We start from the raw sequence: 13,093 nt of genomic DNA on the forward strand, positions 1-13,093 counted from the left end.
ACATGAAACCATAATGTCGGCGGTATCGTCGGCCATTGGCTTGGCCCATGTCTGGCCGTGACAGGCCATTCGCTTTCGACTATCGCTTTTGCCATGACGCTGCCGACTGACCCCGCCGCAAACCTTGCCTCTCTCATCCGCTGTGCCTCGGTGACACCAGCCGAAGGCGGCGCGCTGAGCGCGCTGGAGGCGATGCTGAAGCCGCTCGGCTTCCTGGTCGATCGGCCGGTGTTCTCCGAAGACGGCACGCCCGACATCGAGAACCTCTATGCACGGCGCTCCGGCAATGGCCCGCATCTGATGTTCGCGGGTCATACCGACGTGGTGCCGGTCGGCGACGAAGCCGCCTGGACGCATCCGCCTTTCGCCGCCGACATCGCCAATGGCGAAATGTATGGCCGCGGCGCGGTCGATATGAAGGGCGGCATTGCCTGCTTCATCGCCGCGGTGGCGCGCCACGTCGAGGCGAATGGTGGCCCGAAGGGCTCGGTCTCGCTGCTGATCACCGGCGACGAGGAAGGGCCTGCCATCAACGGCACGGTCAAGCTGCTCGAATGGGCCGCGTCCAAAGGCGAGAAATGGGACGCGTCGATCGTCGGCGAGCCGACCAATCCGGACACGCTCGGCGACATGATCAAGGTCGGCAGGCGCGGCTCGATGTCGGGTAGCATCACCGTCAATGGCCGCCAGGGCCATGCCGCTTATCCGCAGCTTGCCGACAACCCGGTGCGCGGCCTGATGAGCCTGGTGGACGCCTTGCTGCATCCCGTCTTCGACAAGGGAACCAAGGATTTCCAGCCGACCAACCTCGAGGTGACCTCCATCGATGTCGGCAACCCGGCCACCAACGTCATTCCCGCCAAGGCAACCGCCACCTTCAACATCCGCTTCAACGACAGCTGGACGGCCGAGACGGTCCAGGCGGAAATCCACAACCGCCTCGATCAGGCGGCTGGGCGCAAGAAATACCGGCCGGGCAAGAAGACGCCAGTCGACTATGAGCTGGTCTGGCGCGACCGGCCGAGCCACGTCTTCCTGACCCGCGACGACAGGCTGGTCGAGACGCTGAGCGGCTCGGTCAAGGCGGTGGTCGGCAAAAAGCCGGCGCTATCCACCTCCGGCGGCACATCGGATGCGCGCTTCATCAAGGATTATTGCCCGGTGGTCGAATTCGGCCTGGTCGGCAAGACCATGCACATGGTCGACGAGCGCGTGGCCATCGCCGATCTGGAAACGCTGACGCGGATCTACCAGCGCTTCATCGACGACTGGTTCGGACAGGGCTGATCAGCATGCTTTCGGCGGACGAAACCCAAGCTTCGCTGACCGGCGCCTGGCGGCTGATGCTCGGCAAGGCCGACGGCCTGCGCCTGCTCGACCTCACGGCCGACGGCTTCTGGAATTCGTTCTTCGCCATCATCGTCGCGGCACCGGCGCTGATCGTCGGCTGGGTCGGCATCGCCAACGAGATCGGCGATCCCGATGCCTTCGCCGGCCGCTTCAGCATGCTGGTGCGACTGGCGACGGTCGATATCGGCTCCTGGGTACTGCCGCTGGTGGCGCTCGCCTTGGTGGCGCGGCGCGCCGGCATCGGCGGGCGCTTCGTCCACTATGTCGTGGCCAGCAACTGGGCCTCGGCGATCACTGCCTGGCTGATGCTGCCTTCGGCGCTGATCAGGCTTTTCCTGTCCTCGGCAAGCCAGGTCTCGAGCCTTGTGTCGCTGCTGTTATTTTCCCTGTCGATGGTGCTGACCTGGCGCATGACCAACGCGACGATCGGCAGGGGCGCTGCCTTCGGCACCGCCGTTTTCGTCGGCATGTTCGTCGCTTCGCTGCTGGTGCTGTTCGGACTGCAGATGCTGCTTGGCATCTCCGTGCCGGACGATGTCGGGGGCCAGAGCCTTTCCGGGCTTTATCCCGGATAGAACCAGGATTCTACCCGGGAGAACCAGGGTTCTACCCGGGATAATCGACGCCAATGAGAAAAAGCCCGTCGGGCGGCGCCACCTGGCCGCAGGCGGCGCGGTTTCGCGCCTCGAGCGCCGCCTTGAGGTCGCCCGATGTCCAGCCGCCGTCGCCGACCCGCTTCAGCGAGCCGACCATCGAGCGCACCTGGTTGTGCAGGAAGGATCGTGCCGATGCCCTCACCTCGATCAGATCATCGCCCGCCCGGCTCACATCGAGCCGCTCCAATGTCCTGATCGGGCTGTTAGCCTGGCACTGCGTCGAGCGGAAGGTGGTGAAGTCGTGCCGGCCGAGCAGGAGCTTCGCCGCCTCGTGCATGGCGGCGGCATCGAGCCGCTTCGGCACCCACCACACCTTACCCTTTTCCAGCGCCGAGGGCGCCCGCCGGTTGAGGATGCGGTAGAGATAGTGCCGGCCAATGGCGGAGAAACGGGCATCGAAATCGTCCGGGACGATCGTGGCCTTCAGGATGACGATGCGCGCGCCGGCCGCCTGCAGGTGTGCATTGACGGCATCGCGCACCTTGTCGTCGGGCCACGCCCTGGCAAGGTCGACATGCGCCACCTGCGCGGTCGCGTGCACGCCGGCATCGGTGCGGCCGGCGGCGCGCAGCCGGACCGCCTCGCCGCAGAATTTCTCGATCGCCTGCTCGATCGCCTGCTGCACCGAAGGCTGGTCGGCCTGATGCTGCCAGCCGGCAAACAGGCTGCCGTCATATTCGATATCGAGGCGAAAACGCGGCATGCCGGTCGGCTATACGCCCCCGCCTAGGCGGCGAGAGCGGTGAAGGCGGAGGCGTAGACCAGCCTGCCGGATTCGGGAGCTTCGCCCCAGGCCAGCGCCTGCAGCGCCTCGCCCTGGTTTTCGCTTTCGAACTTTTCTGCGCGGGCGTGGCTATAGCCGAAACGGCCGTAATAGGCCGGATCGCCCAGCACGACGGCCAGTGTCTCGCCGGCGTCCTTGAGCCGAATATGGGCCTCGCGGATCAACGCGCCGCCGATGCCGCTGCGATGGAAGGAAGGCTCCACCGCCAGCGGCGCAAGCGCCACGGCGGCAAAACTCTTGCCGCCGCTCTGCACGAACAGCCGTGAGAACAGGATATGGCCGACGGCCTGGCCGTCCTCTTCCGCCACCAGTTCGACGACGGCGTCACCGCCGGTCACCAACGCGTCGACCAGTCCGGCCTCCGTCTGCTGGCCGAAAGCGTGTTCCTCGACGAGGCGGATGGCCTCGCGGTCCCGCGGCGTCGCCGCGCGTATCGACATCATGCTCATGAGAATTTCAGTCCTTTTTCGATCTTGGCTCCGCGCAGGAATTCCGACGCGGCGGCGGGCTTTCCGCCCGCACGTTGAACTTCGACCAGCCTGACCGCGCCTTTTCCGCAGGCGACTGTCAGCCGGTCATCGAGAATTCCTCCCGACTCGCCCAAATCTTCCGAAGGCGACACGCCTTCGGATAGCGTCGAGCGAAGCAGTTTCAGCCGTTCCATACGGCCGCCAATTTCAATCTCGGACCAGGCGCCGGGAAACGGCGACAGGCCACGAATGTGGTTGTGAACCTCGGCCGCGGGCCGTGTCCACTCCACGCGCGTCTCGGATTTATCGATTTTCCTGGCGTAAGTCACCCCTTCGGCCGCCTGCGCGGTAAATGCCAGGGTGTTCTGTTCCAGCCGCGCCAACGCTTCCACCATCAGGGCAGCGCCGACACTCATCAACCGATCGTGCAGATCGCCGGCTGTCATATCGGGGCCGATGGCGCATTTTTCAACCAGTCCCACCGGGCCGGTATCCAGCCCCGCCTCCATGCGCATCACCATCATGCCGGTCTCGGTGTCTCCAGCCATGATGGCGCGCTGGATGGGCGCGGCGCCGCGCCAGCGCGGCAAAAGCGACGCATGGCCGTTGACGCAGCCAAGCCGGGGTGCCTCCAGAACTGCCTTGGGCAACAGCAATCCATAAGCGACGACCACGGCGATATCGGCGCCCAGGTCGGCAAAAGCGGCCTGCTCGGCCTCGCTTTTCAACGATGCCGGCGTTCGCGCCTCGATGCCAAGCCGCCCGGCCTCGCGCTGCACCGGTGACGGCGTCAGTTCCAGCCCGCGCCGGCCGGCGGCGCGCGGCGGCTGCGTGTAGACGGCTGAAATCTCGTGGCCAGCCTCGGCGATGGCGCGCAGCGTCGGCACCGAAAACTCCGGCGTGCCCATGAAGATGACGCGAAGGGGCATTGCCCTATCCCACCAGCTTGCCTGGCGCCTTGTCCCTGGCGAGCTTCTTGAACTTCTTCACCACCATGTCGCGCTTCAGCTTCGAGATGTGGTCGATGAACAGCACGCCGTTGAGGTGGTCGATCTCGTGCTGCAGACAGGTTGCCATCAGCCCCTCGGCCTCGATCTCCTGCAGCTTGCCGTCACGGTCCAGATATTTGACCCTCACCGAAGCCGGGCGCTCGACCTCGGCATAGTAATCAGGGATCGACAGACAGCCTTCCTCGTAGACGGACCGCGCGTCGGCGCTTTCGAGAATTTCCGGATTGATGAAGACATGTGGCGCCGGGGCTTCGTCTTCCTTGGCGAGATCGATCACCAGCATGCGCAGGGGCTCGCCGACCTGGATTGCCGCCAACCCGATGCCGGGTGCGTCATACATGGTCGCCAGCATATCGTCGGCAAGTTTGCGCACCGGCGCGTCGACGCGCTCCACCGGCTTGGAGACCTGGCGCAGGATGGGATCGGGAAGAATGATGAGCGGCTTGATCGGCATGGCGTTTCACCTAAGACCTCAATAGAAAGGCGTCAACCGGTGCGCCTGCGCCTCGTTCACGTTTTGATCTGTGCCAGACCGCCGAATCGGCTATGCTGTCCACATGAATGATCTGAGCACCATCCTTTCGGAGCCCGCCGCACGGCTCGGCGCCTCGACTATCACGCTCGGCCACGTCTTGGCCGTCGCCACATTGCTGTTTCTCGGCTTGTTCGTGGCGCTCGTCATCGCGCTGTGGCGCTCGGCCAAGGCGCGCGCGGTCGCCGCAGCGGAAGCCGCCGACCATGCCCGCGACGCCGAGGCGCGGATGGCCGGCATTCTGCAATCCCAGGCCGAGATGCAGGGCCGCATGGGCGCCATCGCCGAAGTGTTCGGCGCCCGCCAAGCCGAATTGACGCAGTCGATCGGCCAGCGGCTCGACGCCATGACCGGCCGCATCGGCCAGACCATGACCGAGCAGACCAAGTCCACGCATGAGAGCCTCGCGAAACTGCAGGAGCGGCTGGCGGTCATCGACACCGCGCAAGGCAACATCCAGTCGCTGGCCGGCCAGGTCGTGCAGCTGCAGGCGATCCTCTCCAACAAGCAGACGCGCGGCGCCTTCGGCCAGTCGCGCATGGAGGCGATCGTCGCCGACGGCCTGCCGCACGGCGCCTACGAATTCCAGGCGACGCTGTCGAACGGCAGCCGGCCGGACTGCCTGGTGAAAATGCCGAACGGCGCGCCGTCGCTTGCCATCGATGCCAAATTTCCCCTGGAAGCGTGGAATGCCATCCGCGCCGCCGATAACGCCGACCTGCAGAAGGTCGCGGCCCAGGCCTTCCGCCGCGATATCGAGGTCCATGTCCGCGACATTTCGGAAAAATACCTGCTGCAGGGCGAAACCCAGGACACCGCCTTCATGTTCGTGCCGTCGGAATCGGTGTTCGCCGAAATCCACGAGAATTTCGAAGCGGTTGTCCAGAAGGCGCACCGTGCCCGCGTCATCATCGTCTCGCCTTCGCTCTTGATGCTGTCGATCCAGGTCATCCAGGCGATCCTCAAGGATGCGCGCATGCGCGAGCAGGCGCATCTGATCCAAGGCGAAGTCATCAGGCTGATGGAAGACGTCCAGCGTGTCGACGAGCGGGTGCGCAAATTGCAGGGCCATTTCGGCCAGTCGGCCAAGGACATCGAAGACATACTCGTCTCGACCTCGAAAGTGACCAAGCGTGGCCAGAAGATCGAGGCGCTGGAATTCGGAGAAGGCGAGCCCGACGCCCCGCGCGGCGGCGCCCCTGCCAAGGTGGAGGCCGCACCGCGCGCTGCCGATTCAAAGACCGGGCAGCTGAGATTGAGGGTCGTCGAAGGCGACGACTGAACGCTACTGCTCTTCGACTGTCGTCATACCCTCGAATTCCGGAAGCCAGTGCAGCGCCGACCGATGCCATTTCTGGTGTCTCGGGACCAGGTTCTGGCGCTGCCGCGAGGTCCCGACCCTGATCCCATAGACCTTCGGACCGTCGCCGACCGATGTCGCATAGAGATGCGAGCCGCAGTCGGCACAAAAAGCCTGCGTTCGCTTGGCGCCGCTCGCCACGGTCTTGATGTAGATCTTCGGTTCGCCGCTGGTGATCCGGTAGTGATCCTCCGTCGCAGGAACGGTAACGCGAAATGCCGTACCGGTCAGTTGCTGGCAATCGGTACAATGGCAGATCGAGGTCTTCTCCGGGTCGACCTCCGCCTCATAGGTGATGGCGCCACAATGGCAGCCGCCGTCGATCTTCATTGTCATTCCTCCAACTTCGATCGGCTGATTTTAGCGGCACGGAGACCCGAGGCAACGGCAGGGCGCTGGTCCAGAGGCCAGAATCCCGAAAAGTGGACCGCGGTGTCGCAAAGTTCGTACTCGAATCTATCCGGACGCGGATTCGATCAGCTTGCGCCGCTTTTCCCAGGTGCCTGACGTCTGCGGCTTGACGAACAGCCGCGTGATCTCAGGCATCTCCTTCTTCAACCGCGCCTCGATGCGCTCGACACAGGCCTCGATCTCCGGCGCCGACAAATGGTCCTCGAATTCGATGCTCAGGCCGGCGACGATTTCTTCCGGACCCATATGCACCGTCAGCACGCCGTTCGCCCGCTGCACCGCCGGATCCTGCTGGACGATCGCCAGCACCTTCCTCTGCACCTCGGGTGAGGCCGGCTCGCCGATGAGCAGGCCCTTGCTTTCACGCGCCAGGAAGATTGCCGTCGTGCCGAGGATGAGCGAGATGCCGATCGAGGCGGCGCCGTCGAGTTCGGGCATCTCGAAAATCTCCGCCGCCAATATGCCGGCAAAGGCGACGGCCAGGCCGAGAAGGGCGGCACTGTCTTCAAACAGCACGGTATAGACGCTCGGATCCTTGCTCGATTGCACGGCTTGCAGCCAGCCCTGCTTGCCCTTCTGCTTGCGGAATTCCTTCAGCGCCACCAGCCAGGAGCTGCCTTCGAACAGGAAGGACAGGCCGAGAACGATGTAGTTCACCCTAGCGTTGGCGACCGGCTCCGGCGCCATGATGTGGATGATGCCCTCGTAGAACGACACGCCGGCGCCCAGCGCGAAAACCAGAAGGGCGACGATGAAGCTCCAGAAATAGAGTTCACGGCCATGGCCGAGCGGGTGCGAGCTGTCCGCGGGGCGTGCCGCCCGGTGCATGCCGTAGAGCAGCAGGCCGCCATTGCCTGTATCGACCAGCGAATGCACGCCTTCCGACAGCATGGCCGAACTGCCGGTGAAAAAGGCGGCGGCGAATTTGGTCAACGCTATGGCGAGATTGCCGGCGAGCGCCGCGTAGATAACCGTTCTGGAGCCGCCGTGTCCAGCCATGCAGGTTCTATCCCCTTCGAGGCAGTGTAGCGGCTCTGCCGCGGAGTTGCACAGCCATCACAACGCGCCAATCGTCGGGTCGTTCAATGTGTTCGAAACCTGCTGGCGGGAAGGCCAGCTATTCCTGGATCTCGTCGGTCCACACTTTGAAGCCCGCAAGCAACCCTGGCCCGAAGATATGGGTTAGCGGCACATCCGCCGCGTCGCGGCCGGAGGCGATCAGGATGCGGCCGATGCGTGGCGCGTTGTTGCGCGGATCGAAAGCGTGCCAGCGGCCGCCGAGATAAACCTCCATCCAGGCGCAGAAATCCATGCTCGCCCAAGGCTTCGGCATGCCGATGTCGCTGATGTAGCCTGTGCAGTAGCGCGTCGGGATATTGAGTGCCCGGCAAAACGTGACGGCAAGATGCGCGAAATCGCGGCACACGCCGCTCCGTTCGCGCCAGGCTTCCGCGGCGGTGCGCGTCACCCGTGCGTTGCCGTAGTCGAAGACGATGTGGTTGTGGACGAAATCGCACACCGCCTGCACGCGCGGGATGCCTGATGGCATATGGCCGAACAGCCGCCATGCCTCGCTTGCCAAGAGGTCGCTTTCGCAAAACCGGCTGGGCAGCAGGAACAGCAGCGTTTCAGCCGGCAGGTCTCGCACCTCATGCTGCCACGCCATCAACTCGCCCATCTCGAACGTGCCGGAGTCGCGGATCACCGCATCCGTACCGAAAGTGAAACGCCCGGGCGGGGCGACGAGCCGGTTGCACCAGTTGCCGAAACTGTCGCGATAACTCTCAATCGGCACTGGCGGGTTGGAGGTCAGGAAATCCGGGCGCTCAAGATCGGAGGCGCGGGAATAGTGGACATTGAGCATTGAGATGAGCGGCGTTTCCTGCGGAAAGTCGAAGCTCATCTCGCAGCCGATATGGATCCGCATTGTCGTCCTGACGGGCCTGCCTGACGATCACCCGGCGGTGCACGGGTCGATGCTGCAGTGCGAAGACAAGCATGGCATGGACTGCCGGGGTTTACGAGCAAATTAGAAACCGGTTGAAAGCGGCCTGCCGGCGCTGGCAGCAGGCACTCGCCTCTTGCAGTCTGGCGTTTGTCTTGTTTCACTCCGTTTCCCGCAACTGGAGGAACGAATCATGGCTAAAGGTGCGATGAAGGCAGGCAAGGAAGCCCGCAAACCAAAGAAAGACGCCAAGAAGCCTGTAGCCGCTCCGGCCCTGAAGGCGCCGCCGGTCAAGGCGACGAGGATCAAGGAAAAGTAGATATCGCAGAGCGTGCATGGATTTCACCGGCGGCGTCCGACATGCCGCCGGCGAATTGTTGATTGGGCGTTCAGACACCCTATATCGACGATGCGGGGACGACCTCGCATTTCCCGAAATCCGGTTGGGACGGCCCGCCCATTGTTTGATTGAGCATCCGAAGACCTTTCGGCCGGATGTTCTGGATGGAGCGTTCCGATGCCATGGATTCTTCTGTTCTTCGCCGGCCTGTTCGAAATCGGCTGGGCGATCGGGCTCAAATACACCGACGGCTTCACCAGGCTTGTTCCGACCGTGCTCACGGTCGCGTCGATGATCGTCAGTTTGACCTTGCTTGGCCTGGCGCTGAAGACCCTGCCTGTCGGCACAGCCTATGCGGTGTGGACCGGTATCGGCACCGTCGGCACGGCGCTGCTCGGCGTCTGGCTGCTGGGCGAGCCCGCGACGGCGATCAGGCTCGGCTGCATCGCGTTGATTGTCTGCGGTATCATGGGGCTGAAATTCGCGGCCTGAACGGCCTGTCCACCGACTGGCGCTATCGACCGAGCTGACATCATGAATCGACGTCCCTGGATGCAGGGAGGCTCCCCGTGGGCAACACCGACACGCGAAAAAGGGCCGCGCCTTGGCGCGTCCCTCATTCATCATCCATCGAGGCGAGTGCGCTGTTAGCGACCCGTAAAGCCGGGCGGTGTCCTGCCGGTGCGCTGCTTGCGTGCCGCATAGCGTGCGTCGCGCTTTGCCTTGCGCTCTGCTTCATCGGCAAGCAAACGAGCGATACGCTCGTTCTCTTCAGCTTCCCGAAGCTTGGCATCCGCTTGCGCTGCCTCTTCGGCGGCAATGCGCGCAGCTTCGGCTGCTGCCTCACGCTCGGCTTTCTCAATCGCCTCGCGTGCCAGCTTTTCCTGTTTCAGCTTGGCCTTCTCGGCCTCGCGGATCTCACGAGCCGCAAGGATCGCCTTGCGTTCTGCCTGTCGTGCCAGCACCGCGGGATCGTCTGCTGCCGGCTTTGACTTGAAGCGCTCCAGAAGCGCCTTCTTTGCCTCGGTCGCGGCATTGCGCCGCTCGAAAATGTCTTTTTCCCTGTAGATAGCCAAGTCCACTTCCTTGAAGTCTATTCGCGACGCTTACATACGCGCGAAAACCGGGAGTTCAAGCGCCAAAACGGCATGCCAGCCATGAAATTCCGGGATGTTGCACCCGGGAGACGCATTTTCCGCCGAAATCGACATGCACTGTTCACCAGCCAGCCTCTGGCGGCGCGACGGACGCGTCGCTACCTCTGGAGCATGATGCCGAAAAGGGGAAAGCGGTTTTCGGACGATATCATGCTCTATCTATCTCTTCGATTTAGGGTCGGATTCAGATTTCAGGTCGAACAGAGCTAAAATCATCCGACCCTAGCGCAACAATCAACACACTGGGATGACATCCAAATGGAACTCGGCCTCTACACTTTTGCCGATGTGAGCCCTGTGCCGGGTCCCGGCGCCATCGGTCCGCATGAGCGGCTGCGCAACCTGATCGAGGAGATCGAACTTGCCGACCAGGTCGGGCTCGACGTCTTCGGCCTCGGCGAACACCACCGGCCGGACTATGCCGCCTCGGCACCGGTCGTGGCTTTGGCCGCGGCGGCGGAGCGTTCGAAGCGCATCAAGCTGACCAGTGCGGTGACGGTATTGTCCTCCGACGATCCGGTGCGCGTTTTCCAGCAGTTTTCCACGCTCGACCTTCTGTCGGGCGGCCGCGCCGAGATCATGGCTGGGCGAGGTTCGTTCATCGAATCCTTCCCGCTATTCGGCTACAACCTCGAAGACTATGACGAGCTGTTCGCCGAAAAGCTCGACCTGCTGCTGGCCATCCGCGATCAGGTGAAGGTTACCTGGTCGGGTAGGCTGCGCGCGCCGATCAACGATCGCGGCGTCTATCCCAGGCCCTTCCAGGACAGGCTGCCGGTCCATTGGCGGAACGCCGCAATCGGCCGCTCGGGCGGGCGCGCTCGGCCTGCCGCTGGCGCTTGCCATCATCGGCGGCGAACCGGCGCGCTTCGCGCCGCTGTTCGACCTCTACCGTGAGGCCGCCAAGCGCGCTGGCGGCGATCCGACGGGGTTGGCGACCAGCATCAACGTGCATGGCTTCATCGCCGACACGACCGAGCAGGCGGCGGACGACTTCTACGGCCCCCAGGCCGAGGTGATGAACCGCATCGGCCGTGAGCGCGGCTGGGGTCCGACATCGCGCGCGCATTTCGACCAGTCGCGTGGTCCCGACGGCGCGCTGTTCGTCGGCAATCCGGAGCAGGTGGCGGAAAAGATCGTGACCCAGCACAGGGTGTTCGGTAATGACCGCTTCCTGCTGCAGATGGCGATCGGCACCATGCCGCACGCCAAGATCATGAAGGCGATCGAGCTCTACGGCACCAAGGTGGCGCCGATCGTGCGCAAGGAAACCGCGAAATCCGCGCCGCCCGTGGCGGCGCCTGTCGCGTGAACTTAAGGAGGCCCGCGAGCCTCATTCCATGAGCCCTGGATGAGGATGCTTATCGCGTTGCCCGGTGTACGGCCGCATCCATCATCGCGGCATGATGGATTTCGGTCGCCTCGTCGGCTGGGAACAGGCACTCGATGCGCAGTTCCTGGGCGGCGACGGTTTGGGGAGTGCCGACCGTGGTGACCATCGAAAAGTAGTCCAGGCGGCGACCGTCCTTGATGAAGCCAAGCGGAATGACCGGCATGAAGCCGATCGCCACCGGATTTTTCCAATCGCTGTTCACGTCCGGGTAGGCGAGCAGCGCCGCCAGCAACTCCCTGGTCTTTTCGTCGACGACGCGGCCGATGGATTCGCGATAGACCCGCTCGAACAGGCTCCGCGCCACGTCGGGCCAATTGGCGACGAACGGGCGCATGCCTTTGGGATCGAACATGAGGTGGAGCATGTTGCGCGGCCCTTCGCGCGCGGCCATGTCGAGGAAACAGCCGAAGAAGAGCGGTGCGGCTTCGTTGGTCATCAGCACATTCCAGTACCGGTCCATGACCAGCGCCGGATAGGGTTCATGCTGGCGCATGATGCGCGTCAGGGCATCGGTGACGCTCTTCATTTCCATGGAGTTCCAGGCGCCTTCGGAAAACATCGGCGCGTAGCCCGCCGCCAAAAGCAGGGCATTACGCTCGCGCAAAGGGACATCGAGCGCCCCCGCGATCGCCATCAAGGTCTCACGGCCGGGAACGCTGCGTCCGCTTTCGATGAAACTGATCTGCCTTTGCGAAATGCCCGTATCGAGGGATAGATCAAGCTGGCTTCTGCCACGCACATCGCGCCAGTAACGCAAGAGCGTGCCCAGGTCGGGTGTCATGGCCGTTCTGGAGTTGGTCTTCATGCCCGCTGTCCTCGCAGTCCCTCGAACGATACACGCGATGCAATCACGCAGCGACGGCGCATGGCACCAGAAGATCCATGCGCCGTCGGTCGGGTCAGGCGGCAATCGCGGCGGCGGGAGACCATGCCTGCGGCTGGAAGCGCTCTTCGATCGGCGTGCCGGCCATGTTGGTGGTGGTTGCCGCCATGGTGGAGACGCCGACGCCGGTTACCACTTCCAGGATCTGGGCTTTCGAATAGCCCGCCGAAGTAAACGCATCGATGTCCGCGTCACTCACGTTTCCCTTGTTTTCGATCAGCGCCCTCGTCAAGGCCGAGAGTGCCGCATATTTCGGGTCCGTCGGCAACCTGCCATCCCGGATCGCCTTGACTTCGCTTTCCGCAATCCCATCCTCGATGGCGAATGTCGAATGCGCGGCGACGGTCCAGGGGCATTTGATGGTGACCGCGTTGGTCAGCAGCAGCACCTGCTTTTCGATCTCGTCGAAGCTTCCGCCGTGGAAACTGCCGAAGCTGCTGACGAAACCGTTGAGGAGAACCGGATTGTTGGCCATCGTCGCCATGACGTTCGGAAGAAAGCCAAACTTCTCCTCAAGCGCCTTCAACGTGGGCCTGGATTTCTCCGGCGCCGACTCGGTTGTTTGAAGGGTAAATCTTTGCATCGTGATGTCCTCTTTCAGGGGTAAGGCGGAATCTGCCGGCGACATCCTCGCCGCGCCGGCCTTGCGAGCCCTTGGGTTGCGAAGGCCTGCTCCCGTACTAGGCCCGCCACCTGCCCGGACTCAATTACGCGGCATGTAATCGTGGAACGCTTGCAGCCGAGCCGTCGGTTTGAGCTGTATTGACGGCGCCGCCGCTCGAAGGCGGCCACGCCGTCAGCG

15 protein-coding genes and 1 pseudogene are annotated in these 13,093 nt (G+C 63.5%); 6 read left to right on the top strand and 10 right to left on the bottom strand.

Going from position 1 to position 13,093, the window contains the following annotated elements; translation table 11 throughout:
• The first annotated feature begins 93 nt into the window (after window positions 1–93).
• Window positions 94–1,287 carry a succinyl-diaminopimelate desuccinylase gene (gene dapE / locus FJ527_RS24035; protein ID WP_140824200.1) on the top strand — a complete coding sequence of 398 codons (1,194 nt, stop codon included), beginning with the start codon at window positions 94–96 and terminating at the stop codon, window positions 1,285–1,287.
• A 5-nt stretch (window positions 1,288–1,292) separates the two neighbouring features.
• On the top strand, window positions 1,293–1,925 hold the full coding sequence (locus FJ527_RS24040; protein WP_140615228.1) for a transporter: 633 nt from the start codon (window positions 1,293–1,295) through the stop codon (window positions 1,923–1,925).
• A 31-nt stretch (window positions 1,926–1,956) separates the two neighbouring features.
• Here FJ527_RS24040 and truA read toward each other — a convergent pair whose 3' ends face one another.
• From truA to def, 4 genes are read right to left on the bottom strand one after another with little or no spacing between them, the layout of a single operon-like run.
• A complete protein-coding gene (gene truA, locus FJ527_RS24045; RefSeq protein WP_140719213.1) occupies window positions 1,957–2,709 on the bottom strand; it encodes a tRNA pseudouridine(38-40) synthase TruA in 753 nt (250 codons plus the stop codon).
• A 23-nt stretch (window positions 2,710–2,732) separates the two neighbouring features.
• The gene (locus FJ527_RS24050; protein WP_140824201.1) at window positions 2,733–3,239 is read right to left on the bottom strand and encodes an N-acetyltransferase; all 507 of its coding nucleotides are present in this window, start codon (window positions 3,237–3,239) and stop codon (window positions 2,733–2,735) included.
• A complete protein-coding gene (fmt, locus tag FJ527_RS24055; protein WP_140824202.1) occupies window positions 3,236–4,189 on the bottom strand; it encodes a methionyl-tRNA formyltransferase in 954 nt (317 codons plus the stop codon). The genes FJ527_RS24050 and fmt overlap by 4 nt, the downstream gene beginning before the upstream one ends.
• Window positions 4,190–4,193: 4 nt before the next feature.
• Window positions 4,194–4,724: a peptide deformylase gene (def, locus tag FJ527_RS24060; protein ID WP_140711713.1), complete on the bottom strand. Its 531-nt coding sequence runs from the start codon at window positions 4,722–4,724 to the stop codon at window positions 4,194–4,196.
• A 103-nt stretch (window positions 4,725–4,827) separates the two neighbouring features.
• On the opposite strand from def, the gene FJ527_RS24065 reads away from it, so the two are divergent.
• Entirely contained in the window at window positions 4,828–6,084 is a 1,257-nt protein-coding gene (locus FJ527_RS24065) for a DNA recombination protein RmuC (RefSeq protein ID WP_140789946.1), read from the top strand.
• Window positions 6,085–6,087: 3 nt separating this feature from the next.
• On the opposite strand, the gene FJ527_RS24070 is transcribed toward FJ527_RS24065, so the two are convergent.
• The 3 genes from FJ527_RS24070 to FJ527_RS24080 all read right to left on the bottom strand — a co-directional run bounded on the left by FJ527_RS24070 (window position 6,088) and on the right by FJ527_RS24080 (window position 8,500).
• On the bottom strand, window positions 6,088–6,492 hold the full coding sequence (locus FJ527_RS24070; RefSeq protein WP_015314439.1) for a GFA family protein: 405 nt from the start codon (window positions 6,490–6,492) through the stop codon (window positions 6,088–6,090).
• 126 nt (window positions 6,493–6,618) lie between these two features.
• Window positions 6,619–7,572: a cation diffusion facilitator family transporter gene (locus FJ527_RS24075; protein WP_140711717.1), complete on the bottom strand. Its 954-nt coding sequence runs from the start codon at window positions 7,570–7,572 to the stop codon at window positions 6,619–6,621.
• A 118-nt stretch (window positions 7,573–7,690) separates the two neighbouring features.
• Window positions 7,691–8,500: a transglutaminase family protein gene (locus FJ527_RS24080; protein ID WP_015314441.1), complete on the bottom strand. Its 810-nt coding sequence runs from the start codon at window positions 8,498–8,500 to the stop codon at window positions 7,691–7,693.
• Between the two features lie 211 nt (window positions 8,501–8,711).
• Here FJ527_RS24080 and FJ527_RS29870 point away from each other — a divergent pair, with 211 nt between their 5' ends.
• The gene (locus tag FJ527_RS29870) at window positions 8,712–8,837 is read left to right on the top strand and encodes a hypothetical protein (protein ID WP_015314442.1); all 126 of its coding nucleotides are present in this window, start codon (window positions 8,712–8,714) and stop codon (window positions 8,835–8,837) included.
• Window positions 8,838–9,035: 198 nt separating this feature from the next.
• Window positions 9,036–9,350 (top strand): quaternary ammonium compound efflux SMR transporter SugE, encoded by a 315-nt coding sequence (sugE, locus tag FJ527_RS24090; RefSeq protein WP_015314443.1) that lies wholly within the window; start codon window positions 9,036–9,038, stop codon window positions 9,348–9,350.
• A 155-nt stretch (window positions 9,351–9,505) separates the two neighbouring features.
• On the opposite strand, the gene FJ527_RS24095 is transcribed toward sugE, so the two are convergent.
• Window positions 9,506–9,934: a DUF6481 family protein gene (locus FJ527_RS24095; RefSeq protein WP_015314444.1), complete on the bottom strand. Its 429-nt coding sequence runs from the start codon at window positions 9,932–9,934 to the stop codon at window positions 9,506–9,508.
• A 339-nt stretch (window positions 9,935–10,273) separates the two neighbouring features.
• Between FJ527_RS24095 and FJ527_RS24100 the strand changes: the two are divergent.
• A pseudogene (locus tag FJ527_RS24100) lies at window positions 10,274–11,327 on the top strand (LLM class flavin-dependent oxidoreductase).
• A gap of 49 nt (window positions 11,328–11,376) precedes the next feature.
• On the opposite strand, the gene FJ527_RS24105 reads toward FJ527_RS24100, so the two are convergent.
• Both FJ527_RS24105 and FJ527_RS24110 read right to left on the bottom strand, forming a co-directional pair.
• Window positions 11,377–12,213: a helix-turn-helix transcriptional regulator gene (locus FJ527_RS24105; protein WP_140824203.1), complete on the bottom strand. Its 837-nt coding sequence runs from the start codon at window positions 12,211–12,213 to the stop codon at window positions 11,377–11,379.
• A 94-nt stretch (window positions 12,214–12,307) separates the two neighbouring features.
• Window positions 12,308–12,874: a carboxymuconolactone decarboxylase family protein gene (locus FJ527_RS24110; RefSeq protein ID WP_140824204.1), complete on the bottom strand. Its 567-nt coding sequence runs from the start codon at window positions 12,872–12,874 to the stop codon at window positions 12,308–12,310.
• Window positions 12,875–13,093: the final 219 nt, after the last annotated feature.

The organism is Mesorhizobium sp. B2-4-18, assembly GCF_006441385.1.
GTDB lineage: Bacteria > Pseudomonadota > Alphaproteobacteria > Rhizobiales > Rhizobiaceae > Mesorhizobium > Mesorhizobium australicum.

What these genes read in the sequence shown, in the direction of transcription:
- dapE (WP_140824200.1), top strand. Translation starts at nt 94, where the DNA reads ATGACGCTGCCGACTGACCCCGCCGCAAACCTTGCCTCTCTCATCCGC.
- FJ527_RS24040 (WP_140615228.1), top strand. Translation starts at nt 1,293, where the DNA reads ATGCTTTCGGCGGACGAAACCCAAGCTTCGCTGACCGGCGCCTGGCGG.
- truA (WP_140719213.1), bottom strand. Translation starts at nt 2,709, where the DNA reads ATGCCGCGTTTTCGCCTCGATATCGAATATGACGGCAGCCTGTTTGCC.
- FJ527_RS24050 (WP_140824201.1), bottom strand. Translation starts at nt 3,239, where the DNA reads ATGAGCATGATGTCGATACGCGCGGCGACGCCGCGGGACCGCGAGGCC.
- fmt (WP_140824202.1), bottom strand. Translation starts at nt 4,189, where the DNA reads ATGCCCCTTCGCGTCATCTTCATGGGCACGCCGGAGTTTTCGGTGCCG.
- def (WP_140711713.1), bottom strand. Translation starts at nt 4,724, where the DNA reads ATGCCGATCAAGCCGCTCATCATTCTTCCCGATCCCATCCTGCGCCAG.
- FJ527_RS24065 (WP_140789946.1), top strand. Translation starts at nt 4,828, where the DNA reads ATGAATGATCTGAGCACCATCCTTTCGGAGCCCGCCGCACGGCTCGGC.
- FJ527_RS24070 (WP_015314439.1), bottom strand. Translation starts at nt 6,492, where the DNA reads ATGAAGATCGACGGCGGCTGCCATTGTGGCGCCATCACCTATGAGGCG.
- FJ527_RS24075 (WP_140711717.1), bottom strand. Translation starts at nt 7,572, where the DNA reads ATGGCTGGACACGGCGGCTCCAGAACGGTTATCTACGCGGCGCTCGCC.
- FJ527_RS24080 (WP_015314441.1), bottom strand. Translation starts at nt 8,500, where the DNA reads ATGCGGATCCATATCGGCTGCGAGATGAGCTTCGACTTTCCGCAGGAA.
- FJ527_RS29870 (WP_015314442.1), top strand. Translation starts at nt 8,712, where the DNA reads ATGGCTAAAGGTGCGATGAAGGCAGGCAAGGAAGCCCGCAAACCAAAG.
- sugE (WP_015314443.1), top strand. Translation starts at nt 9,036, where the DNA reads ATGCCATGGATTCTTCTGTTCTTCGCCGGCCTGTTCGAAATCGGCTGG.
- FJ527_RS24105 (WP_140824203.1), bottom strand. Translation starts at nt 12,213, where the DNA reads ATGAAGACCAACTCCAGAACGGCCATGACACCCGACCTGGGCACGCTC.
- FJ527_RS24110 (WP_140824204.1), bottom strand. Translation starts at nt 12,874, where the DNA reads ATGCAAAGATTTACCCTTCAAACAACCGAGTCGGCGCCGGAGAAATCC.